This window comes from Dyadobacter sp. CY347, from assembly GCF_021502655.1.
In the GTDB taxonomy this organism is placed as follows: Bacteria; Bacteroidota; Bacteroidia; order Cytophagales; family Spirosomataceae; genus Dyadobacter.
This window is the reverse complement of the sequence record NZ_JAKFFT010000002.1, coordinates 1,316,904-1,339,930: the sequence shown is the minus strand read 5'-3', so window position 1 is coordinate 1,339,930 and position 23,027 is coordinate 1,316,904. Positions and strand designations below refer to the sequence as shown.

Below are 23,027 nucleotides of genomic sequence, written 5' to 3'. Positions count from 1 at the left end.
TTCTCATGGGAATTTCGGGTTGTTGAAATCGCTGTATCCTAAATATGGCTATGACAATCACAGGTTTGGCTACGTTCGGCTGATTGGGAAAGCGGACATTTGTTATAAATAAAAATCAAAAAAAATGAAACTTATTATAACAGGTTCTTTGGGACACATCAGCAAGCCACTTGCGAAGGAGTTGGTACAAAAAGGTCATGCGGTTACGGTGATCAGCAGTAACCCGGACAAACAAAAGGATATTGAGGCTATTGGCGCAACAGCAGCCATTGGTTCAATAGAGGACATCAGTTTTCTTTCAAAAACATTTACCGGCGCGGACGCGGTTTACACCATGCTTCCGCCGTTTAACTTTCAGGAAAATCCCAATCTTGATGCCAGGGAAGAAGCGCGCAGGCTTACAAGCAATTATGTTGCGGCTATTCAGCAATCGGGCGTAAAAAAGGTCGTTCACCTCAGCAGTATAGGGGCTCATACCGACAAGGGAAACGGATTGCTTGCCTTTCATTTCGTAGCCGAGCAGGTTTTGAAGCAGTTACCTGCAGATGTAACGATCACGTTTATGAGGCCGGTGGGTTTCTACTACAATCTGTACCAGTACATGGATATCGTAAAAGGGGAAGGTTTTCTGAAAGGCTTTGTAGGTGTGTTTCTTACGGTTCGTCACTACGGCTTGATGGGCTTTCTGCAAGGAAAAAAGGGGCTTATTGTCTCAAATTACGGCGCTGACGATAAAATGCCCTGGGTTTCACCAATAGATATTGCAGCTGCGGTCTCAGAAGAACTGACATCCACTTTTAAAGGTCGCAAGGCACGCTATGTAGCCAGCGAAGAGCTGAGCTGCAATCAAATTGCAAATATTCTTGGAACTGCCGTGGGTAAGCCTTATCTGAAATGGGTAACCATCAATGACAAACAAATGCTGGATGCGTTGCTGAAATATAAAATGCCTTTAAGCCTGGCCAGTGATATTACGGAAATGAATGCCAGCCAGCGTAATGGCGGGATTTTGTTTGAGGATTACTACAAAAACATACCGGCAATGGGCAAAGTAAAAATGAAGGATTTCGCCCAGGAATTTGCAGCCGTTTATTCAAAATAGGTTAGATTAGTAAAAAACATGGAACCCTATCAAATTAAAACCATCAGCCGATACCATCAGGTTTTGGGCATAGCCAAACCGGAACATCCACTTGTGAGCGTCATCAGCATGGATGATTTCAAGCCCCCAGAAGAGAACAGCCGGATCAATGTTGTATTTGACTTTTATGTCATTTCGCTGAAAAGGAATTTTGAGGGTACGATCAAATATATCTATGGACAGCAGGCCTACGATTTTGATGAGGGGGTCATGTTTTTTATAGCGCCAAAACAGGTGTTCTCCTTTGATGCTGATCAGGATTATAAAAATTCAGGCTGGATGTTACTTATCCACCCGGATTTTCTATGGGGTACACCGCTGGCAAAAACGATCCGGCAATATGAATTCTTTGATTATTCGGCAAATGAGGCACTTTTCCTCTCCGAGAAAGAAGAGACAACCATTGGCGGTATTGCCCAGCTGATCAAACAGGAATATCATGCCAACATTGATAAGTTCAGTCAGGGCCTGATCGTTGCACAAATTGAGTTGTTACTCCAGTATTGTGATCGGTTTTACAACCGCCAGTTTTTGACCAGGAAGATCAGCAGTCATCAGATCCTGAACCGCGTGGAAGAACTGCTTGAGGGATATTTCAACATGGATGATCGAATGCAGAAAGGATTGCCAACCGTACAAATGATTGCGGAAGCTTTAAATATCTCACCCACCTATTTAAGCGCACTGCTAAAAGCATTGACGGGCCAAAGTACGCAACAACACATTCACGAAAAGCTGATCGAAAAAGCGAAGGAGAAACTATCCCTTACGGACCTGTCGATCAGCGAAATCGCCTATGCGTTAGGTTTTGAACACCCGCCTTCCTTCAGTAAATTATTTAAGAGTAAAACCAATCTTTCGCCCCTGGATTTTCGGGCCCAATTCAATTAACCGTCATATCCATAAAATGATGATCGATTTTTTTGCTGTTTTAAAATCCAGAAATGAACCTTTGTTTTACTTTGGACTGATCTGCCTTTTAAGCGCTGTTTTCACATTGCTGATCGCAAAATTTAGCTATGTCCAGATAAACGGGGTTAACGTCTGGTACAAGCCTTTTAAGTTCGCCTTATCAATCGGTACATTTTGCTGGACGATGGGCTGGTATACCGGATATCTTGAACTACCTGACCAGGTCAGCAGATATAGCTGGACAACCATCATACTATTGGGGTTCGAGTTGTTTTATATCACTTTTCAGGCTGCCCGCGGTCAGTTATCTCATTATAATGTCAGTTCATCCCTTTATACTTCGCTTACCGCAGCCATGGCCTTTGCAGCCATTGGGGCCACTTTGTATACCGGCTATATCGGCATTTTATTTTGTACAGGGCAATTTCCTGCACTCCCCGGTTATTACCTCTGGGCTATTCGTATAGGCATATTTTTATTTGTCATATTTGCGTTTGAGGGTGCGATCATAGGTGCCAATGGTTCTCATAGTGTTGGCGGTTCGGGTGATGGGGATGGTATACCGTTACTTAACTGGAGCCGTAAATATGGTGATCTGCGTATCGCGCATTTTGTGGGAATGCATGCTTTGCAGGTATTACCGCTAATGGCTTATTATTTGCTCAGGGATAGTAAACTGGTTATAGTTTTGGGGTTAGCTTATGGCGCTTTGGCGCTTTTCTGCCTGCTACAAGCACTTAACAGCAAACCGTTATTAAGTTTTTCGTAATAATAATGCCAATTCCTTCCTGCTTACTTTGTAAAAAATTCTTTTTGACTTATTAAAGCTTCGTCCAGCGATTTTTGAATGTAGGATATACCTTCTATCGCATCGGAGGTAGCTGCTCGTTCGCCGATTTTAGGATCGGTAAAATCCACTTCTTCGACGCGTTCATTGATCCACCAGAGGTTGCCAAAAGGATCTAAAATCCTGCAAACTTTCTCACCAAACCACAATGTAGTAATATCAGTCACTGATTTTGCGCCAAATTCGAGCGCTTTTTGATAGGTGCTTTCAACATCTTCGACATATAGATTCAGAAAACTTGGCGTTGGGGCCCAGCCTTCTCTTGCATCAAAAAGCATCACCCTGGCGTCTGCTATTTGGATTACCACGTGAATGATCACACCTGATTCATCCACAATCCTGCTATTAGGAATTTCCTCGGCTTCAAATGCTGCTGTTAAAAAGTCAATTAAACCAGCCGACGATGGCGATATGATCCATGGTGTTACGGCTGTGTAGTTGTCAGGGACAACTTTGATTTTTTTGTGTTTCATGATTTTTGATTTTAATGAACATACGAAGATATCGCCGTCAATTGACAGCCTTATGTCAGGGGTACTAAAAATTACTGCGATATTTTTCCAAATACTCCTGAAGACTGATCTTATGCGGCGTAAATGGGTCATCGGTGATTTCTATTTTCCTGATCCTATCAAAACGAAACAGCCTGAAATCCTGACGGGTGCGGCACCAGGCAACCAGGTACCAGCTTTCACCCACGCGATTTATGACAGCAAAGGGTTCAATTTGACGGTTTGTAGTTTCGTCTTTAGTGGGCGAATAGTATTCAATTTCTACGATCCTGAAATTAGTTAAAGCTACTTGAACAGATGCCAAAATATCGCTGGTAATATTCTGATCCTGGCTTTCCTCAAATGCTACCCGCTCGGAAAGCATTGATAACTTATCCTTTGCTCCACTCCGTAAGACGGATTTTATTTTTGTAATACCGTCAACATAATTCTTTGTAAGTGACGAGTCCTTGTTTAACAAAACCAGCTTCTCCGCGGTTATAAATGCATTCGCTTCCTGTTCTGTAAACATGACTGGCGGAAGCCGGTAACCTTCCATTAACGAATAACCCTTTCCTTCCGCGGTCATAATAGGCACTCCGGCTTCATCCAATGTTCTGATGTCGCGGTATACAGTCCTCACACTGACATTGAACTTTGCGGCAAGCTCCGTTGAAGTTACCAATCTCTTAGACTGTAACTGGGTCAATATAGCGATCAATCTGGAAAGCCTGGAAATATCTTTGTCTATCACAATTCTAATCGACTTATACTTAAACAAGACTAAATTTCAATAATCTTGACAATAGCGCATAATCTGATGTTATATTTTCGGCAATAAAAAGCTCTTAATAAACGAATTTAATGAACTATTGAGGCCGGTATATACATGACTATTAATTACATATAATAAAAATTACCCTTTCTTGTTAGTTCAGATGTACCACCGTTTTTGCAAACGCGGATAATTGGCAAATGGGAGACAGAGCCACCGAAGCGTAACCACTGCTGACCATAAAAATCTACGGGAATGTATAACCACTAAGATCCAAGCTTTTCAAGTTTGTATAAACGCATATTGCTAAGAGCTTTAACTACATCGATATCTTACATGTAGCATTCCCAACAACCGAATTCTATCTTCCTAAATGACCAAAGTGCTTTTTATGCACCAATTGGATATGCGTTTTGATTGGCTGTTTTCCAGGTTAACGATTTTATAGGATTCAGGTCCTGGCTTTTAAAGGTCACCAAATGTTCCGCTATCTTATTTCGGTGCTGCAAATAAGGTTCGCAAAAATCCAAAATATGGTTAACTCTATCATTTGTATTTTTTTATTCAGCTCATTCACATCCCTGAAATCTGATGTCACTTTTTTTAGGCTTCAATCTGCATACTCTCCTTTGCGGAGAATCCCAGGAAATCGGTTTTAAGGGAATTGGTTCCGATCATAGTGTCATTGATGCGAAGTCCTTCATTTCTGCGTGTAATGCTTTACGAAAACCCTCATCTCCAAATTTGGTCGCAGAATAAAGACCCATTGACGGCAAAGGATTTATGCCCAAAACGCTTGATATTGAAATGGTATGTCCTTTGCCAACAGTCCTCCGCCCTTGCTACTAATTGAGGTGCTGTTTCTTAAATTCAGCAGGCGTACTACCTGTCTGCTTTTTGAAAAGCCTGGTAAAATAAGGTGGATTTTCAAAGCCTAATTGATATGCTGTTCCGGCGATTGTGTTCTCAGTTCCCATCAACAGGTTTTTAGCCTCATCAATTAAAAAAATATGAATGTGTTCCAATGCTGTTTTTCCGGTTTCCTGTTTAAGCAGGTCGCTCAAATAGCGTGACGATATATTTAATTGCGACGAAACAGCGGTTACGGTCGGTAGCCCCTTCTTATTGAGTTGCCCCGTTTCAAAATAAGAAGCCAGGATCCGGTTAAATCTTGTAACGATTGGACCTGACATGTCCTTTCTGTTTATAAACTGACGCTTGTAAAAGCGCTGGACATACTTTAAAATTGAATCGATATGTGTGAGAATGATGTCTTTGCTAAACTCATCCGCATTGTTTTTGTACTCGAATGAAATTTTATCATACAACTCCCAGATAATCTTTTCTTCTGTGGGCGAAAGATGGAGCGCCTCATTGGTTTCATAGTCGAAAAAGCCGTACTGTTTTATTTCTTTGTGCAGGTTATGGCTCAGAAAATAATCTTCATGAATAAAAATTACAAAGGCATTTTCAGCCATGACCACACTGTTTATCTCCATCACCTGTCTGGGTTTCACGAACGACATGGACCCATTGTCGTGATCGTATGGTGATTTCCCGTAAATAAAACTGCCCGAGGCAATTTTCTTGAGGGCAATCATATAGAAGTCACAAGTAAATTTACTCTGGCCGATTGAGCAGCTGTTTACATCACTGCAATGGATCAGGCTGATCATAGGATGTTCGGGCGGCATAAAATTGCTGTCCTGGTGAAGCTGTGAAATGTTTTTGTAATGTTTCATATAGCTTATTTTAAGAAAATTACAGAATCCAGATGATCAAAGATTCTGTAATTTCCCGGACCTTAACTTTAATTAATGACCATGGGCTTTTGCTGATACTTCTTTCAGTGCTTCCCAGGAGGCCAGCTTTTCACCATAGGTGTATTGTGTCCATGGATAGGCCAATTTACCCAGCATCAACCTGAGGGGAGGGTTTTCAGCATCCACAATATGCAGGATAGCTTCAACCGTAGCATTGGGATCACCAATATTCTCAGGCTTGATTCCCTCACCGGACCTAAAATCTGCTGTCACCTTTGCATACGCATCAATAGATTGGCTTTCGACCGCAGAAGATCCGAAAAATTCTGTTTTGAACGAATTCGGTTCAATCAGCGTGACGTGTATACCAAAATCTTTGACTTCTGCCTGTAACGCTTCGCTAAATCCTTCTACGGCAAATTTGGTTGCAGAGTATAACCCCATCGTTGGTAAGGTATTGATTCCCATGACACTTGAGAGCTGGATAAGATGTCCTTTGCCCTGTTGTCTGAAAATGGGAAGGATTGCCTGAGTGACCCAGAGCGTTCCAAATACATTCACTTCAAAGAGCGCTCTTGCCTCTTCTTCACTGTTTTCCTCAACAGCCCCAAATAAACAATATCCGGCATTGTTGATGACTACATCTATAGTACCAAAATGTTCCTTGGCCAGGTTAACTGCTGTGATAACTTCTGCCTTGTTTGTGATATCAAGCTCGATTGGTAGCAGCGCAGTACCATACTGCTTTGAAAGGTACGCCAACTGCCCGATATCTCTTGATGTTGCAATAACATTGTCACCTCTTTCCAAAAACGCCTGGGCCCAGATTTTCCCAAATCCACGTGATGCACCGGTAATAAAGATTGTCCTTTTCATTATTTTTTTGTTTTAAATTGATAGGACAAAATTAGTGTGGCGGTACCTGCCTGGCTTTATACAGAAGTAGGATATGCTGATACGTTTTAACGTTCGAATCTGAAAGTGATGGACATATGCAGACTTTAGCCGAATTTATATATAACCGGGTTTTCGATTGATATTATGAAACCGCAGCCATGTAGATCAAGAAATTTTTCTTCATCGGGCCTGATCAGTTCCAGATAAGGTTTAGCGTTGAAAACTTTTCCAATGGATTCCACATCATCAAACCAAAGCTCTGTAATCCGATCATACTGCGGAGCCGGCAATCCCGGCATTGTTACATCCAGTGAATGGCATTGTACATAGCGCCGGACATTTTCTTTGACCTCCGTCAGAGAAGCGAACAATGGTGCATGATTGTTTTTGTGGTACCAGACGAAATCTTCGTGGCTGATATCCTTATGCCTGCGAAGTAAAATAGTGAATTTGATCATGTTAAGGATGCTTATTTGATTTGTGTTTAAAATTAGGTTCTTAATACTTTATCTTCTCACGCATGACGTAAGAAGATATGGCTAATAACAAGCTTCTGGAAGGGGTAATGCTTGTTCCAAAAGCCATCAAACTGTTCCGCAGGCCGGGTACTATATTTAATTTGCCAGAAAGCATTCCGTCGTATCCTGCTTTGGCGACTTTGGCTGCATCAAGCTGGCTCCCCTGCGCGAAAGCGGAAGTAGCCATGCCTGCCCGGTCAACAAAACCGGTTTTGGTTACGCCCGGACTTAGTACGGTTGCTGTCACCCCGGTTCCTTTAAGCTCTGCGTAAAGAGCCTCCGTGAAATGCATGACGTACGATTTGGATGCTGCATAAACAGCCATCATCGGCGTGGACTGGAATGCCGCAAGCGAACCCAGGTTTAGAATCCTGCCAGAACCCTGCACGATCATATCCTTAACAAAAAGCATGGTTAGTTCTGTTAAAGACAAAATGTTTAGTTGCAACAGGTTTTCGTACGTTTCAACCTTTCCGTCAGCTACCTTTTTATAGTCGCCGTATCCGGCGTTGTTGACCAGGAAATCCAGTCTCAAATTTTTAAGCTTACACATCTGGTACAGTTCAGATGCTTTGCCGGTCTTGCACAGATCCATAGCGATCGTCTCAACATGAATACTGTATTGCTGTTCAAGCTCGGTTTTGATTCTTTCCAGTAACTCTTTTCTACGTGCAACCAATACCAGATTGACGCCATCCCGGGCAAAGAGTTTGGCGATTTCGTAACCAATACCTGTGGAAGCTCCGGTGATCAGCGCTGTTTTTCCTTTGTTATTTTTCATAGACAAAGGTGAGCTATGACCGGCAGGTAAATCGTTGACCTGGGTCAAGAAAAGTTATTTTAAGTGCAGTCGTTTGCGCAATCTGCTTAATGATTCCGGCTTGATTCCCAGATAGGAGGCCATGTGAAATTGAGAGATCTGATTGAACAGCTCTGGGCGTGTATCCATTAAATACTGGTAGCGCTGTTCAGGTGACATGAATTGCAGCATTTCCACCCGTTCGTTCAGCTCAAGATATACCCTTTCAGTAATAAGGCGTCCCAGTTTTTGCCATGCAGCTGATGAAGCATATAACCTTTGCACTTCGGGAAACGGGAAGGCAAGCACTTGTGAATCCTGCATAGCCTGCCAGTAATAGCGCGAAGGTTTTTGCGTGAGGAAACTTTGGAAATCTACCATAAAGTTATTTGCCTCCGTAAACCGGTTATTGATTTCATTGCCTTCCAGGTCAACATAAAACATCCGGAAGAATCCGCTGGAAACGAAATAAATGTTATTGCAAAGTTCGCCCTGCGTCAATAGATTCTCCTTTTTTCTTACCTGCACGGGAATAGCGGCAGCCTGTAAAAGATCGAAATCTTCAACTGACATGGGACAAATCTTATTGATAAGTTCTATTAGCTTTTCCATAGCTCAGAAGTCTGCTACGCTAAAAAATCTAACTCTTCCTGAGTAAGCAGGATGTCAGCTGCCTTTATATTTTCTTCCAGATGCCGGATAGAAGTAGTGCCCGGAATGGGTAATATGAACCTGGATTGATGAAGCACCCATGCAATGTTGAGCTGCGCAGCGGATACACTTTTAGTATCGGCTAGCTCTTTCATATTATTCTGGCCGGTTGGTAAAGAGGTCTGGAGTGAAAAGAAAGGTATAAATGGAATCTGATTTTCCTCGCACAAAGGCAATAGCTCACCACCCTGATACCCATAAGGACTGTCTGGATCGGTAACCCGCTGCGTATAGCTGAACATATTCTCGACGCTGGCGATCTTACACATTTTGATTGCTGTATTAAACTGATCAATCGTTGCATTACTGAGTCCCAGATGCAGAATTTTACCCTCTTTTTGTAGCGTCAACATTGTTTCGAGGCCTTCCTGATAGTCGCCCGGGCTATTTGCTGCCTTCCCATAATGTACTAAGGAAAGCTGTTCTACTTTCAATTCTTTGAGATTGTTTTCAACACTCATTTTCAACTCCTGAGGCTTTCCATAAGGCAGCCAGCTTTTGTCAGCTCCCCGTTTTGCTCCGACTTTTGTAGCAATTATCAGGTCAGAAGGATAAGGATATAAGGCGTCCGCTAAAAGTCTGTTGGTCACACCGGGTCCGTAGAAATCTGCCGTATCAAAAAAGTTGACACCAAGCTCTACGGCTTTTCTCAGAAGCTGGACAGCCCCAATCCGGTCTTGTGGTTCTCCATAAAAACCTTCACCGGTCAACCGCATGGTTCCATAACCTGGCGTACGGGCAGTCAGCGGATTGGCAGTACCCGCACCTATAATAACTATTTTGTTACTCATCTTCCTAAGTTAAAATGTTTACTTCTTTAGCTGAATATCTGTTATGATGCCTGATTAAAATCATTCAGTAAAGATTTCCGGTATAAGGACGGTGTCATCCCGGAGAACTTTTTAAAGAATTTAGTAAAATTGGAAACATCATAATCCAGCTTATGAGCGATCGCTCCAATAGGCAGAGTGATATCAGTCAGAAGCTTTTTGGCTTCCAGCAGGATCCTTTGTTCATAGAAGTAGCAGGCATGATGACCCGTTTCGAGTTTGATGACTTTACTCAGATGGACCGGATGCAGGCAGAGAATATCGGCGATCTCTTTAATTTCAAGCATTTTATCTATCCGTCCCGCCATCAAGTCATCAAGATGTTTTTCCAGCACCTGCTTGAACTGGGCCAGAATCTCGGCTTTACGGGAAACATACTCATCAGGTATCCTGGCCATTACTTTTGATTTGTTTAACTAGGCAAAAGTATAAAAGAAGTTTGCCACAAAATGGTGAAGAATCAAGCTCTTGTTTTAATCTTGCTGTTGTGCAAGGACCTTGCTATACAAATAATTCGTACGTTAGAAGCTACATGTTAGGATAAGCCAGGTGAAGGCGCAAAAGTGGAAGGGAAGGCAGGGTCGCCATCAGCTCTAAACCTGCATTCGTGGCAACAGTCCCAATTATTTTTAACCACTGTTTGAGTGAATCCCTTAATGCAAAATATCTGTGTTACAACAGTGCCAAAGAATTCTAAAACTCACAGAACCAAAGGGAAAAAAAGATTGAAAGATCATAGAGTACATAAAAACCACCGATTAATTTGTCACTCAATAGCGGTTACATATTCGCCTTTGACATACGCAACCGTACTTAATGGTTTTCCTATCTTCGGATCAAATGGTCCCAAACTTTATCAGCAACTTTTTTACAAAGATACCGTCCAGACGGTATCTTTGTAAAATGAACAACTATCATAGAAAAAAAGAACCCGCCGAAAACCGCCAGCATATCTTAGATGCAGCTCTGGCGCTTGCAGCGGAAGTAAGCTTGGAAAATCTAACGCTTGATAAGGTTGCCAAAAAAGCAAACCTAAGCAAAGGAGGTCTGCTTCATCACTTTCCCAAAAAAGATGCGCTAATTGAAGAACTATTTGACATCAGCCTTCAAAATTTTCTAAGCTTAATCCGCAAAGAACAAGCAAGTGGTGTATCACCAGCAATGGCATATCTAAAAGCGTCTATAAATGATGATTCTGGCGACAAGCAAAATGGGGCAATGAAGATTTTTGTTCAAGCCATCATATATAGTCCACAATACCGGGAGCGCCTGCAAAGGTGGTTTAAGGGAAATGTGATATCAGATATAGTGACGACGTCCCCAACGGATTTAGCGGCAATCTTGATCGCAGATGGAATATGGTATTCTAATGTACTGGGGCTATCCAGCCTAACTGCTAAGCAAAAAAGTCAAATTGAAATTCTCTTAACAAAAACCATTTAAGATGAAATATATTTTTCTAGCAATAGCTATCATCTCGGAAGTTATTGCTACCAACGCCATGAATGCTTCGCAACAATTTACAAAGCTTATTCCAAGCCTGTTGACACTTTTGCATTATGCGGCCCAATGCAGGAAAAAATATAAAAATATTTTGTCTTCCTAAACTTGGCATCTTCACATTTCCATTATCAATTTGCACGCTTAAAAATATGACTTCCCTGATCGAAAAATTTATTAGCCAAGCGAGTTACATTGCAATTTTTCTTCTAATGCTTCTGGAAAATGTTTTTCCACCTCTGCCGTCAGAAATCATTCTGTCGCTCAGCGGCATAGCCGCAGCTCAGGGCGAAATAAATCCTCTTCTTGCGGTTCTTTCCGCAACTTTAGGCTCATTGGCGGGAGCAGGTTTCTGGTACTGGATAGGAAGTAAAGTTGGCCATGATCGTTTTGAGAATTGGGTTAGCAGAAATGGCGTGTGGATCGGTCTTTCAGATGAATCATACCAAAAAGCGCTTCGGTTTTTCGACAGGCATGCCACCGCGGCAATTTTCTGGGGAAGAATGGTACCGACTTTCAGAACTTTCATATCCATTCCGGCGGGACTTGTAGCGATGAAACCAGCGAAGTTTCTAATTTATACCTTCCTCGGTACACTAAGCTGGTCGTCACTTGTCTTTTTTGTAGCTTACTATTTTGGGAACAAATACCAAGGTGCTTTTGACATTGTGGGTAAGATATTCAATATCATTTTTTTCGGTTTGCTCCTGCTGTATGCCGTGCGGCTTGTTAGAAATTTGGTCAAAAGGAAAAACAGCTGATTTTGGTGATCCCTCGCCCATCAAGTAAAACAACGTATCCATCAATGTGGAGAAGCGAACGAAGGCAACCAAATGCATGCGCGGCTGATCTTGAGCTGCAAGACTAACGGCCGGCTAATCTGCCCGATGACCCACCACCGAGGAAGCAATACTTGTTACAGCAAAAAATATGGGCAGTTGACCTGGTAGATTTTAAAGAGCAATCTGCCTTTTTTGTTCAACTGAAAGTTGTAGGCTTCAATAAACTCCACCCACCGTTCCAGTTCTTGGTTAAACCATTTTTTAAGTTCGGCAGTCGGGGTAATTTCTCTCAGCCAAAGAACAACACCGCCTTCGCTTTCTTTAATCCCCTGGGCCACAAACGGCTGACAAGTATATGCGAAGCCAGTCCTTTTGACTAGTCCGTTCAAATGGTCCTTGCCTAATGGTACTTTACGGTAAAGGTGGTGCCTTCCCAAAAGCACTTTCGACACTGATATGCCCGTGATGCAAATTTACCAGCTCGGCAACAAGGGAAAGCTCGATCCCGGTTCCCTCATGAGTGCGGCCGTTTGAATTCTCAACCCTGTGTAACCGCTCGAACATAAGGCGATCCACGAGGATGTGCTAGCAGAAAGAATGATCCGAACCCTGGATGAGGAATTTTCTCTTGATCGGACTTTCTTCTCATATGAGCAGGCAAAGCAACTAGCGGCAGAAGCAATCGCATATTATAATCCGAAAAGGCCTCATGACAACTGCAATTATCTAACACCTAACCAAGCTCTTGAGTGTAACGGGCCGATGCTAAAAAAGTGGAGACCTACAAAAAGAAAGGCAACTGGAATATTACAAAATCGACTCGTCTACAAAATGGTGTAAATCTTAATTAAATCTGTAAGGTAAAGTCAGCGTAATGCATCGAGCGGCCAGATCTGGGATTTGTTATGCTCTTTGTCTCCGGTTAGAGGTGTGTTGGTTTGCACTTTTTCGCATTCCTGGTTAATAAGTACTTTGTCTAATGTTAGATATCGGAATACAACTGAGGATTAAATACACTGGACTTTACGGAAAACAAAACCATATTTAGAGGTTATGACGGTTTTCCCGAATACTTTGTTATTTGGTGTATCCTATCGTTTTACTAGTTCTACTCTTCTGTTTCGAGCTTGTCCATCCTCGGTCAAATTATCTGCAATTGGAGCTTCCTGCCCAAAACCCTTTGCCGTAAGGCGGCCTGTTTCAATTCCAGTTTTGATTATCTCGTTTTTTACTGCTTCGGCCCTCGCTTCTGAAAGTTTTTGGTTTCGGTCAGCTGTTCCTGCGTTATCGGTATACCCATTGATTTCAATTTTGAGATCTTTGTTAGATTGCAACACTTTCGCGATTTCTGCCACCGCTTCCTGGCCGTCCGGTTTTAATGATGCTTTATCTGTATCAAAATTAATGTGGAGCACCGCTTTTCCTTTTTCATTTAAATCGTTTTGAATCTGATCGGCTTTTAAAAGGGTGATTGTTTGCTTAAATGGCTCTTTTTGAACTACTTGAATGGCACCACTTGCTGAATTGCCATAAAGTTGAATATAGATATTGTCACCGGCCGCTTTTCGAATGACATACACTTTTACGGGCTCATTCCAATAATCAATGGAGCCTTCCTCACCAAGATAAGTAGCATTTGCTTTGAGGTAATCTGATTGCTCCTTTGAAATTTCTCCTTCAAACACCAACACACCGCCAACCGACTTTATAGCATCGTCATAGCTTTTTAATAAATATGGCAACGACCAGTCGCTACTTCCTTTGTCGTCTTCTACGAGGTACGATTTAAACGATTTGCCGCTGATTTTTTCGAGCGTTGATCCTTTTGTAAGCGGAAAATAAATTTCGTCGTAATCCCGCTTAATAGGTTTGTTTTGGTATATAATATTATTCGGCAGGCTAAAGAATGGAATATCACCTAGTTCTGCTTCCGATACCGAAATAGAGTTGATGTCAAATGGTTGGGTATTGTTGTCGATATCTTTATTTTTAGAATCAGAGTCGGGTAAACGCGTCTCAGTAGAATCGTCTTCGAGATATTCTTCTTTGCTTTTGCTATTACAGGAAAAAGTAATTCCAGAAAGGACTAAAAATAAAAGGAATTGAAGCGTTATTTTTTTCATAAGGTTCATTTACATATCAATTAACTGTGGCCAATGGGATAGCATTACTTTACTTCCTGTGGATCTTCAATGAGAATATTCGACTAAAACCGTCCTTATGATTCTCATAAGAGCAATAATGATAGGAATTTTGCTCGAACTATTTATGCTTCGAGCAAAATGAAGCTAATAAGGTATAACTATTTTCTCATCCAAACCCAAAACCACTCTTTTTCTGCTGCTCCTGCCGGGGCTTGATTTCAGGTTGCTGCGCCAGCTCTTTCTTTTCTCCTTTGCTGTGTTCGACAGCCTCGCTCTGCTCTTTTGGGTTAAAGTAAAGAAAGGGGAAAAAACCGTCACGGACTTGAAAAGTGGGGATCAGGTTGTCAAAGGGCAAGAGATCGGTTATATCACCGACGTCTTTGGAAAACCAGTAGCCGATATCAGTGTAGATCAAAATGGGATCATCCTTTATAAAGCGGGGCACTCAACCGGTTAATGAAGGAGAGACATTATTATGTATCGGATACAAAACTGCTCTGGACTGACACTGCGCAACAGTATGTTTTAACGTACTTCCAAGTACTTAAAACATACTAAAATAAGCTTCCAAAGAGCTGGAACTGCTAAAAGTAGCTTAGCCTCCATACTTCGTTTTAACCACCGGTTTTTTATGCAGCTTATTGCGGTTACATGGCTGGGCACCTATTTCTATAACAGGATGCTCAAAAAAATCCGGAGCTCAGAAATGTATTTAATTCAGTAAACCAGCATTCTGGAGCCCAGCCAACTGCGCTGGCAATGGCTGTGTTAGCTTATGCTGAACACATCGATAACCCGCAGGTGCTATCCCATGCCCTGAACCGAACTGCCAACAAACACGTAAGCCTCGATGTCAGGCCCGAGCAGTATGACATCGTCGGCAAGCATTTACTGGCTTCCATTGGAGAAGTGCTCGGCGAGGCTGCAACACCCGGACTCATTGACGCATGGCTGGTCGCATACCAGCAACTCGCAGCGATCATGTCGGGTGCACAAGCGGATTTGTATAGTAAATCAGTAGCGAAAAAGGGTGGATGGCGTGGCTGGCCGCCTTTTGTGATAAAACAAAAGATGTAGGAGTCGCAGGAGATTAATTCATCTACCTATATCCTTCTGATAAGGGAAATGTAGCCGACTATATTCCGGGACATTATATTACAGTACGTCTGTTTGTGCCGAAATTGAATGTATTCCAACCGCGCCAGTACAGCATCTCATGCGATGTTAGAGGCTTTCAACGATATTTATAAATCGAACAACTTCATCATACGCGGTTTTCCCAAAATTTCTAAAATTCTTAAAATGACTTAGTCCGTATTTATTCTTTGCTTCTATCAAGTCTTTGACTGTTTTTATATCAGCACTTTTCAAACATAAGGAAGTCCGCGTTGAAAGTGGGGTCGAGACAATTTCTGTATCTAAGTAATTACCCTTATAATCGTAATTCCCCGAAAGAGATTTCCTAGCATCCTCGATAAGCATCTTTTGATTTTTCACAAATTCATTCAGCACTTGTATATCCTGTCTAATACTATCACTAGGCTCATAAATTAGAGCTGTTTGGATCTGCTTCTCAAACTTCCTAATAAACAGTTCAACTCTATAAGACGCTTTCAAAATCTCCTCCGTTTCAATTTTATTTTTTGCCATACTTATTTAAGTTACTGATGATCAACTATTTAATCATTGAAGCAAACATATTCTATACAACCTTCTCAGCTGCTTTTAATATTTTATAAAATGTAGTTTTTGATGAAATTTTATAAGCCTTCATTATTTCCTCAAAGGTTGCATTTTTTCTTTCTTAAGTATCTTTTACTAGATAGATGTAAGGGTTAATAGCATCAAGATGTAAAAATAATGGAAGGCTCAATTTTTACTTCGGAATTAGCAAGCCAATCGTCAACAGGAACCTGACAGGCTAGGGTGAAGCGTCCATCTATTTGTACCATACAGGTTCCGCAGCTTCCCATACCACAACAGAGCCCAAATCCAGAAATGTTCACATAATCCGAAATTAACGTCATCAAAGACAGGTATTTCCTTTCCAGCGTCTGGACCTGATATTCTTCATTTCCGTAAATCAGTGTAAAGAGAATTGTGCTTTTTTGTTCTTCTTCCAAAATTCATAATTGTTTTACATTAATTTGTGTTAATGCTTCTGCTTACTCCCCATTATGTTCAAAGACCTACTACAGGTAAACCACTTGGTACAGTTTCAGGGATGGTTTTGTCAAAGGAATCATCGTTGAGCGTATTCAAAAATTCGACGATCCTTGAAATATCTTTGAAATTAACGTCCATGTGTGTGGCAAGCGAGTCAATGCTGCCGGCTTTCACGTTCGGGTTCAGGATCTTGCCTCCTGCCACATCCTCATAAAACAACAACACCTGATCCAGAGTAGTAAACTTGCCACTATGCATGTAAGGAGCAGTAAAGCGCAGGTTACGTAGTGTGGGTGTCCGGAAGGCATAATTCTGGTTGAACCCCGCGTCACTTTCTGCCCGGTTATCAGTGTCCGGTACGGCCAAAGTATGTAGCTTATAATCAGAAAACATGGGCCCCGAGTGACATTTCGCGCATCCTGTTACTAAAAACGCATTCAGCCCATCTTTTTCGCTGGTCGACAACGCATTGCTGTCACCGCGCATGTACTGGTCAAACCGAGTATTGGTAGCAATAAGCGTCCGCTCGAAGGACGCTAACGCCTTCGCTAAATTTTTTTGGGTGACTGGTTTGGGATCTGTGGGAAATGCTTTCGAAAATAGCTCATTATAGGCAGGGATCTTATTTATCCGCTCGATGATTTCATCCAGTATCTGGTGATCCACATAAGCATTGCCCCGCATTTCTTCCAGTGTTTTAATTGGCTCCAATGCCTGCGCCTCTAATCCTTTTGCTCTTAAATCCCAAAACATCGGGGCCAGTTCAGGCCTGTATGTTTCGTGATTGGTTATGCCGTTAAAGGCTGTGTTTAAAATGCTTTGCGAGTTTCTTTTGACAAACGGAATGTCATTGGGATCCAGAAATCGCCGCTTGCTGCCAGTGCCTCTCCCATTTACCCCGATGGAAGTTTCCAGGAACTCTGCATAATTGAACTCCGGCTGATGGCAGCTCGCGCACGATACGTCTTTACTTCCGGAAAGGATAGGATCAAAAAACAAAAATCGGCCCAGGTTTACTTTTTCCTGGGTCGAAAGGTTGTCTTCCGGGTCTGTCACGTACCGGGGCAAGGCGCCTAGATCAGCAATTGTTTCAATTACTTGCGGCTTTCTATGGCGCAATGTTTCCTGATCTCTTCCGCAGGAACAAAGCATCATTAATAAAAACACTAAACAAATGGGACGCATAATCATTGGTTTGCCATCGTATCGTAATCATTGATGGTCCGCTTTCATGAATTTGTCCAGGAACGCTTTCAGGGCAACTGCGTTGTTACACGCTTCGTTTTGGGCAGCATACAAAAGGGAAACATTTTTGTGCTCCTTTATCAAGGCGATAAGCTGCTCGGCAATCTGCCTTTTTTTATTGAGCTGGAAGTTGTAGTCTGAAACAAACTCGGTCCACCGCTCCGGGTCGTGGTTAAACCATTTTCTTAGTTCTGCACTCGGGGCAATTTCTCTCAGCCAAAAGTCGACCCCCGCTTCGCTTTTCTTTAAACCCCTGGGCCACAAACGGTCAACAAGTATGCGAAAGCCGTCCTTTTTGCTAGGCCGTTCATATATCCGCTTTACGTTTATTACAAGATCCTGGTCATTAGCTTCCATTTTATCAGACCTCATACTCTAATCAAATGTTAGGTTAGTCCTAATAAGCCGCCTGCATTTCTTTTTCGAGTTGGACAGCTTTTGGAAAAAGGATATTATTTTCCAAATGTTTATGCTTGTGCAGATCACTCTCAAATTCTTTAAGCATAAAAAACGAAGCTTTATATGTAGTGCAAGCATCAGGGGCCGGTCTATAATTGTCACTCAATGCTGCAATTTTTCGCATCCGCTCGCCTTCATTTTCATGGTCCTGCATCATGACAGCGATCGGATTTTGGATGCTACCGTAAGTTTGAGAAGGAATGTTCTGTTGCTGATTACCTGCCCAGACCATCTTTTTGATAACGGGGAAAATCATGAACTCCTCTTTTTTCATATGGACCGTCAGTTCGTGGGCTATGTCCCTGAAAAGGTCTCTTATTTCCAAAAGCTCAGAATGGTTTGTACCATGTACCAAGCAAATTTTGTTAAGATTAGCCAGTATTTGCGGCATCTTTTCTGCCGTATATTTGTGATGCTTTGCCTCGATGTACTCTGCCAGCAGATCAAGCTCCCAGACATCAAAGTCTTTTTGCGGATCTGCGGTAGTTTGCATAGAACGTAAGATCTCCTGTGATAAAATCCCGATATCCACTCCGTTTTTCACACAGGCTTCCGACAAGGAAATTGCCCCATTGCAGCAAAAATCAATATTGTGTTTTTGAAAAACAAACGATGTCTTCCAATTTCTGGCTACAATGGAGCCAACTGTTTCATTTTGAAAATTTTCCATAATATGATATAAGTGAAAGTATCAGCGTTCCCTGACCTGCATCTCACTAATACAATGTCGGTTTGAGCCGGGTATCATAAAATCACACGGGATCGATCGCTTTGATAGTACTTGATTTTGTTTTCAAACATCTCTGCCATTTTCTGGGCCCTGAACTTTGCTTCCTGGGCTTTCTCGCCGATAAACAGTTCATCAATGGTCCCGACAAATAAGTCCATCCACTTTTCAAAATGCGTGTGGTCAACCTGTAACATCGCATGCGGCGTAAACGGGCTTCCATAATAAGTATGCTCCTTTAAAAGCACTGTCTGCCAGAACTTGGACATCTTTTCCATATGCTGCGGCCAGTTACCACCGATCCGCTCATTAAAAACAGGTGATAGCAATGTATCTGCCCTAACTTTTGCGTAAAAGGAATTTACCAGAAGCTTGATGTCCTCGATGTCGAGTATCTGTTGTTTTGTTTTCATTTCAAATTTTAATCAAGTCAATGTATCGGATAAGGTAATAGATCGACCATCCTAAAAAGCCGATGAGCAGGATCCAGATCCAGGCAGGAATGCTCTGGGGAGTTTCACTTCCGGTAATCAGAAACCGCTTTTGGTCCCCTTTTCCATATGCATTGATCATTAATGGGACTATCCCGTCCACCACTGCATTCTCGGTGATACCTTCGACGGCAATGGCAGGCCCGTTCTTCACCTCGAAAGGAATGATGCGGATACCTTCTTTGCCCGCCGGATCTTTACTGATGATTTTCAGCTCATGCTTGCCATCTACCATTTTACGGGTATCCAGCTCAAAATTCACAGGAGAGATAAACTCAGCGATTGGCGTTTGATCCTGATCCAGGAAAAGAAAAACTGTGCTTTTATCTTCCATGTCATTAAATGTTTATAATGAGCCTTTTGATATGGTCGCCGGACTTTTCACCAGGTTTGATCAACATCTTTGCAGAGAAGAAGAGCGTCAGTATCACAATGATGGCAGCAAGCGAAACGATCAGATAGTCCCAGTTGCTCTCCGGGCCGGATCCATGGGCTATACCTTGTAATAGCTTCGGCTGACGCTGGTCACATACCGGGCACGCCGCAGCAAATAAGCCTATCAAGACAAACACGGCTAACAAAAAGGCTTTTTTCATATCAAATCTGAATTCGTTTAATTTTACAAATGCCGTCATGGCATCTATTGCACAGGCATTTCCTTGATTTTCTGCACAATCTGCTCCACTTCCTTTACCGATACCTTTGGTGCATTGTTGCCCCAGCTGCTGCGCTCATGGTTAATAATGGCGGCTATTTGCTCCGGACTTAAATCTGCATTCGCTCCCACAGCGGGCATTGCCCCGTATTCCTGGCGGGCATCATAGCCCCGCATGATGATGTTTACGATTAATGAAGGATCTTTATCGACTACAACTGTACTACCTTTCAAAGGTGGGAAAGCGCCTTTCAAACCTTCCCCGCTTTCCTGATGACATGCCTGACAATGGGTGGCGTAAAGCATCTGGCCATTTTCGGAAGTTTCAGTATCGGACTGCGTGGACTGATCCGTACTTTCCGTTTTCTGTTCCTGCTTTGCGTATAAAAAGGCCGGAGGTCCCGCCGCGCCTGGGAGTTCCGCTTGTTTCAATGATTGCAAATAAGCGACCAGGTCCAGTGCGTCCTGAGTAGCTACCAGAGTCATCCCTTGTCTTTGAAACGCATCAGGAACATTTACTACCACATCCTCTTTTGCCGGCTCAGCTTTACTTTCAAACAGCCAGGGATAAGCCGGCATAATGGACTGCTTGATCACAATGCGCGGGTTGTATAAATGCACCAGGTTCCATTCCCGGCTGGGCTGCCGGCTTCCGATCGAGGTCAGGTCGGGCCCGGTCCGCTCAGTACCCATCAGCGTGGCCGTATTACGCCAGAAATCCGTTCGGCGGTTGGAAGCATAGTCTGCCGCAAGCCCGGGCCGCTGGCCCCAAACCTTGTCCATATCCACATTACGGACCTGCTGGGTATGGCAGGCCACGCATCCATTAGAAACATACAATGCCTTTCCCCTGATCGCCGCATCACTGAGCGGCACTGCACTTGGCAGCGGCGCATTGTTCTGCTCATTATCTATGGCAGGCAATACGGCCACGAAAGCAGTTAAGCCGATAAAGAGCAGGAACGCAGCGCCAAATAGTTTGTTATGATTATCGAAAAAATCCATGATGTCAAATTAAATGGGATAGTAATACTCGCTTTCAGGACACGTGATCGATAGATCTCAGCTTTTCAAATGCCGTTTTTTTAATATCAACCGTGCCCGGCGTCACCATCATCCGGTAAAGATTATAAGCGAAAAACAGGTGTGAGAGCCACATCAGGCTTCCACCAATTGCCCGCCAGAGCCAAAACGGCGCCATAAAACTCACTGAGTCAATAAAAGGCTTGGCCTCCATCCACATCAGCCCGCGCATGGTACTGCCATACATCAATGGTATCGTGTAAAACAATAGCCCGATCAATGCCAGCCAAAAGTGTGCACCAACCGTGATTTGCGGCGGCTCCTGGCCTGTAATACGCGGCATGAGTGCGTAAATGCCTGCCCATAGCAAAAAGCATATAATGCCATACATCGTCAAATGGGAATGGGCGACAGTAAAATCAGTGAAATGCCATAGCAGATTGGTAGACCGGAATGCTTCGGCAGTTCCTTGCAAGGAACCGGTAAAGTAAAAAAGGATACCCGTTAAAAAGAACGGAAGTGTATAGCTGTCGGTGATCTTGTACCACGCGCCTTTGAAGGTCAGCAGGAAGTTGGTTGTACCTGCCACCACAGGGATAATCATGCCCACGCTACCTACAATTGCGACCGTTTGAAGCCACCAGGGAATCGCACTGAAAACAAAATGATGGGTACCAATGAGTGTATAAAAAAGGATCTGGGTCCAAAAAGCAAGTATACCCAGGCTATACGAATAGATCGGTTTATTGAGCTGCTGGGGCAGGAAGTAGTAAACGATCCCGAGCGTAAACAGCATGAACCACATTCCAACACCCTGGTGCATGTAATAGCCTTGAATGATCGTTTCACCCAGCCCATTTTGCCAAAGAGGCACATATGCAACGACCGCGATCACAATTCCGAAAATTACGGAAGAGACAATGTACCAGTTTGAAATATAGATCTCCTTCGTGGTGCGGCTCGCAACTGTCTTAAAGTAATTGATCAATGTTAGCAGAAGCCCAATGCCAAACAGCAGCATCACCGGCCATATGTATTCCCGGTACTCCCCGCCCCCATTATTGATTCCGGCCATCAAACACAACGTGCCCAGTACCACCGCCGTGTTAATAAGGATCAATGTGTACCATCCCAGTTTTATGCTGAACAGATTTGTATTGCTCACCCTGGGCACAACATAGTTACCCAACCCCAGCATCGCCAGTGATGCCCAGCCCCAGAAAACGGCATTGGTATGGACCGGCCGCAATCGCCCAAAGCTCAGCCAGCTGAATTGGTCTGCATCCGGCGCAACAAATTTTATCCCAATGTATTCCCCGACCGTCGTCCCGAAAACAAGCCAGAAAGTAGCTGTGATGATGAACCAGGTGACAAGCCTGGAAAGTTGCGGGTCTACTTTCGGACGAACGTGCGCCTTTCTTTTACGTGCCACAAATGGAAGTGATGCCTCATGCTCTACATTGTTGATCAGCCCTTTATGGTCGTTGGCCGGTAATGCGCCCGACAGTTCATTATGACTCAATGCAAAATCCAGCGCATCTTTTCTTCGTTGCAGTGTTTCTGCAAGATCCTCACCTTCAATACCCCCCAGATATACTGCCACACGCCCGGCCTCTGCCACGCGCTGCTGGTTTCTATACCTATTTAATGTGTCGGTGATCTTGAAAAATAAGAAGATAGCGCCTGCCAGCACAGGGATTGATATCAGGACAATGGTAATTAAAATACCTCCTTGGCTCAGCAGCGAGTCAGCAGTTGGTTGGCTCGACTGTGCGTGTGAAGGAAAACTTACCAAACTAAGCATAGCGAGCGCAATAACCCCTAAATGCTGCTTTTTCCCCATCCGGTCGAGCAGCAAAGAAATCTGTTGGCTATTCAGGTTATGGAGATATCTTGAATAATCCTGTTTGCCCGGGTTGATTTTATTAATCAGATCATGTTGAACAACGTTTTTGGTCAGGATCGCAATGAAAAGCACACCTAGGGCCATCACCAATGCAACGATTCCTACCGATAGCATAACGGCTTGTCCAAATAGGCTATTTGCATATACAGGAGTTGCAACCAAATAAATCAAAAGGCATACGCTACTTATAATCTTATACTTACTAACAGCAGTCATATTATATATATTAAGACCCTAATATCTTT

At 43.0% G+C, this 23,027-nt stretch carries 30 protein-coding genes and 2 pseudogenes; 8 read left to right on the top strand and 24 right to left on the bottom strand.

Translation table 11 applies throughout. The features are described from left to right. The first annotated feature begins 124 nt into the window (after positions 1-124). The 3 genes from L0659_RS06405 to L0659_RS06395 are packed head-to-tail and all read left to right on the top strand — an operon-like array spanning position 125 to position 2,822. Complete coding sequence (locus L0659_RS06405) at positions 125-1,102, top strand: NAD(P)H-binding protein (protein WP_235124900.1); 978 nt, start codon at positions 125-127, stop codon at positions 1,100-1,102. Positions 1,103-1,120: 18 nt separating this feature from the next. After that, positions 1,121-2,032, top strand: a complete 912-nt coding sequence (locus L0659_RS06400; RefSeq protein WP_235124899.1) for an AraC family transcriptional regulator — start codon at positions 1,121-1,123, stop codon at positions 2,030-2,032. Between the two features lie 16 nt (positions 2,033-2,048). Next, a complete protein-coding gene (locus L0659_RS06395) occupies positions 2,049-2,822 on the top strand; it encodes a hypothetical protein (RefSeq protein ID WP_235124898.1) in 774 nt (257 codons plus the stop codon). Positions 2,823-2,845: 23 nt separating this feature from the next. On the opposite strand, the gene L0659_RS06390 is transcribed toward L0659_RS06395, so the two are convergent. The 10 genes and pseudogenes from L0659_RS06390 to L0659_RS06350 all read right to left on the bottom strand — a co-directional run bounded on the left by L0659_RS06390 (position 2,846) and on the right by L0659_RS06350 (position 10,082). Beyond that, positions 2,846-3,373: a VOC family protein gene (locus tag L0659_RS06390; protein WP_235124896.1), complete on the bottom strand. Its 528-nt coding sequence runs from the start codon at positions 3,371-3,373 to the stop codon at positions 2,846-2,848. A gap of 64 nt (positions 3,374-3,437) precedes the next feature. Then, positions 3,438-4,145, bottom strand: coding sequence for a YafY family protein (locus L0659_RS06385; RefSeq protein ID WP_235124895.1), 708 nt, complete (start codon positions 4,143-4,145; stop codon positions 3,438-3,440). A 695-nt stretch (positions 4,146-4,840) separates the two neighbouring features. Then, positions 4,841-4,978, bottom strand: a pseudogene (locus tag L0659_RS26475) (SDR family NAD(P)-dependent oxidoreductase); the annotation flags it as partial. Positions 4,979-5,011: 33 nt separating this feature from the next. After that, positions 5,012-5,908, bottom strand: coding sequence for an AraC family transcriptional regulator (locus L0659_RS06380; protein WP_235124894.1), 897 nt, complete (start codon positions 5,906-5,908; stop codon positions 5,012-5,014). A gap of 72 nt (positions 5,909-5,980) precedes the next feature. Continuing rightward, on the bottom strand, positions 5,981-6,805 hold the full coding sequence (locus L0659_RS06375) for an SDR family NAD(P)-dependent oxidoreductase (protein WP_235124893.1): 825 nt from the start codon (positions 6,803-6,805) through the stop codon (positions 5,981-5,983). A 125-nt stretch (positions 6,806-6,930) separates the two neighbouring features. Continuing rightward, positions 6,931-7,284: an EthD domain-containing protein gene (locus L0659_RS06370; protein ID WP_235124892.1), complete on the bottom strand. Its 354-nt coding sequence runs from the start codon at positions 7,282-7,284 to the stop codon at positions 6,931-6,933. 40 nt (positions 7,285-7,324) lie between these two features. Continuing rightward, entirely contained in the window at positions 7,325-8,125 is an 801-nt protein-coding gene (locus tag L0659_RS06365; RefSeq protein WP_235124891.1) for an SDR family oxidoreductase, read from the bottom strand. A 54-nt stretch (positions 8,126-8,179) separates the two neighbouring features. Continuing rightward, complete coding sequence (locus L0659_RS06360; RefSeq protein WP_235124890.1) at positions 8,180-8,716, bottom strand: Crp/Fnr family transcriptional regulator; 537 nt, start codon at positions 8,714-8,716, stop codon at positions 8,180-8,182. 53 nt (positions 8,717-8,769) lie between these two features. Beyond that, the gene (locus tag L0659_RS06355; RefSeq protein WP_235124889.1) at positions 8,770-9,645 is read right to left on the bottom strand and encodes an aldo/keto reductase; all 876 of its coding nucleotides are present in this window, start codon (positions 9,643-9,645) and stop codon (positions 8,770-8,772) included. 41 nt (positions 9,646-9,686) lie between these two features. After that, positions 9,687-10,082, bottom strand: a complete 396-nt coding sequence (locus L0659_RS06350; RefSeq protein WP_235124887.1) for an AraC family transcriptional regulator — start codon at positions 10,080-10,082, stop codon at positions 9,687-9,689. Between the two features lie 505 nt (positions 10,083-10,587). Between L0659_RS06350 and L0659_RS06345 the strand changes: the two genes are divergently transcribed. The 3 genes from L0659_RS06345 to L0659_RS06340 are packed head-to-tail and all read left to right on the top strand — an operon-like array spanning position 10,588 to position 11,945. Continuing rightward, complete coding sequence (locus L0659_RS06345) at positions 10,588-11,127, top strand: TetR/AcrR family transcriptional regulator (protein ID WP_235124885.1); 540 nt, start codon at positions 10,588-10,590, stop codon at positions 11,125-11,127. Between the two features lies 1 nt (position 11,128). After that, complete coding sequence (locus L0659_RS26295) at positions 11,129-11,290, top strand: multidrug efflux SMR transporter (RefSeq protein WP_255726984.1); 162 nt, start codon at positions 11,129-11,131, stop codon at positions 11,288-11,290. A 46-nt stretch (positions 11,291-11,336) separates the two neighbouring features. Continuing rightward, a complete protein-coding gene (locus L0659_RS06340) occupies positions 11,337-11,945 on the top strand; it encodes a DedA family protein (protein WP_235124883.1) in 609 nt (202 codons plus the stop codon). 155 nt (positions 11,946-12,100) lie between these two features. On the opposite strand, the gene L0659_RS06335 is transcribed toward L0659_RS06340, so the two are convergent. Together L0659_RS06335 and L0659_RS26470 are read right to left on the bottom strand one after the other, a co-directional pair. Further along, positions 12,101-12,418, bottom strand: a complete 318-nt coding sequence (locus L0659_RS06335) for a DUF488 family protein (RefSeq protein WP_235124881.1) — start codon at positions 12,416-12,418, stop codon at positions 12,101-12,103. Further along, complete coding sequence (locus L0659_RS26470) at positions 12,378-12,530, bottom strand: hypothetical protein (RefSeq protein ID WP_409018762.1); 153 nt, start codon at positions 12,528-12,530, stop codon at positions 12,378-12,380. The genes L0659_RS06335 and L0659_RS26470 overlap by 41 nt, the downstream gene beginning before the upstream one ends. Positions 12,531-12,548: 18 nt before the next feature. Here L0659_RS26470 and L0659_RS26465 point away from each other — a divergent pair, with 18 nt between their 5' ends. Next, positions 12,549-12,806 (top strand): integrase core domain-containing protein, encoded by a 258-nt coding sequence (locus L0659_RS26465; RefSeq protein ID WP_409018760.1) that lies wholly within the window; start codon positions 12,549-12,551, stop codon positions 12,804-12,806. Positions 12,807-13,057: 251 nt separating this feature from the next. On the opposite strand, the gene L0659_RS06330 is transcribed toward L0659_RS26465, so the two are convergent. Then, complete coding sequence (locus tag L0659_RS06330; protein ID WP_235124880.1) at positions 13,058-14,089, bottom strand: OmpA family protein; 1,032 nt, start codon at positions 14,087-14,089, stop codon at positions 13,058-13,060. A 187-nt stretch (positions 14,090-14,276) separates the two neighbouring features. After that, positions 14,277-14,555 (bottom strand): hypothetical protein, encoded by a 279-nt coding sequence (locus tag L0659_RS06325; RefSeq protein WP_235124879.1) that lies wholly within the window; start codon positions 14,553-14,555, stop codon positions 14,277-14,279. 302 nt (positions 14,556-14,857) lie between these two features. Here L0659_RS06325 and L0659_RS06320 point away from each other — a divergent pair. Then, positions 14,858-15,187, top strand: a pseudogene (locus tag L0659_RS06320) (globin domain-containing protein); the annotation flags it as partial. A 147-nt stretch (positions 15,188-15,334) separates the two neighbouring features. On the opposite strand, the gene L0659_RS06315 reads toward L0659_RS06320, so the two are convergent. The 10 genes from L0659_RS06315 to L0659_RS06270 all read right to left on the bottom strand — a co-directional run bounded on the left by L0659_RS06315 (position 15,335) and on the right by L0659_RS06270 (position 22,896). After that, a complete protein-coding gene (locus tag L0659_RS06315; RefSeq protein ID WP_235124878.1) occupies positions 15,335-15,760 on the bottom strand; it encodes a DNA-directed RNA polymerase subunit alpha C-terminal domain-containing protein in 426 nt (141 codons plus the stop codon). A gap of 194 nt (positions 15,761-15,954) precedes the next feature. Then, positions 15,955-16,233 carry a 2Fe-2S iron-sulfur cluster-binding protein gene (locus tag L0659_RS06310; protein WP_235124877.1) on the bottom strand — a complete coding sequence of 93 codons (279 nt, stop codon included), beginning with the start codon at positions 16,231-16,233 and terminating at the stop codon, positions 15,955-15,957. Positions 16,234-16,291: 58 nt separating this feature from the next. After that, positions 16,292-17,461, bottom strand: coding sequence for a cytochrome-c peroxidase (locus L0659_RS06305; protein WP_235124876.1), 1,170 nt, complete (start codon positions 17,459-17,461; stop codon positions 16,292-16,294). A 27-nt stretch (positions 17,462-17,488) separates the two neighbouring features. Next, positions 17,489-17,893 carry a DUF488 domain-containing protein gene (locus L0659_RS06300; RefSeq protein ID WP_235124875.1) on the bottom strand — a complete coding sequence of 135 codons (405 nt, stop codon included), beginning with the start codon at positions 17,891-17,893 and terminating at the stop codon, positions 17,489-17,491. A gap of 25 nt (positions 17,894-17,918) precedes the next feature. Then, positions 17,919-18,650 carry an iron-sulfur cluster repair di-iron protein gene (ric, locus tag L0659_RS06295; protein WP_235124874.1) on the bottom strand — a complete coding sequence of 244 codons (732 nt, stop codon included), beginning with the start codon at positions 18,648-18,650 and terminating at the stop codon, positions 17,919-17,921. 74 nt (positions 18,651-18,724) lie between these two features. Continuing rightward, positions 18,725-19,120, bottom strand: a complete 396-nt coding sequence (locus tag L0659_RS06290; RefSeq protein WP_235124872.1) for a group III truncated hemoglobin — start codon at positions 19,118-19,120, stop codon at positions 18,725-18,727. Position 19,121: 1 nt separating this feature from the next. After that, positions 19,122-19,532 (bottom strand): cytochrome C, encoded by a 411-nt coding sequence (locus L0659_RS06285; protein WP_235124871.1) that lies wholly within the window; start codon positions 19,530-19,532, stop codon positions 19,122-19,124. Between the two features lie 4 nt (positions 19,533-19,536). Continuing rightward, on the bottom strand, positions 19,537-19,794 hold the full coding sequence (locus L0659_RS06280; protein ID WP_235124870.1) for a hypothetical protein: 258 nt from the start codon (positions 19,792-19,794) through the stop codon (positions 19,537-19,539). A gap of 44 nt (positions 19,795-19,838) precedes the next feature. Further along, positions 19,839-20,858 (bottom strand): cbb3-type cytochrome c oxidase subunit II, encoded by a 1,020-nt coding sequence (locus L0659_RS06275; protein ID WP_235124869.1) that lies wholly within the window; start codon positions 20,856-20,858, stop codon positions 19,839-19,841. A 34-nt stretch (positions 20,859-20,892) separates the two neighbouring features. Beyond that, positions 20,893-22,896, bottom strand: coding sequence for a cbb3-type cytochrome c oxidase subunit I (locus L0659_RS06270; RefSeq protein ID WP_235124868.1), 2,004 nt, complete (start codon positions 22,894-22,896; stop codon positions 20,893-20,895). Between the last annotated feature and the right edge of the window lie 131 nt (positions 22,897-23,027).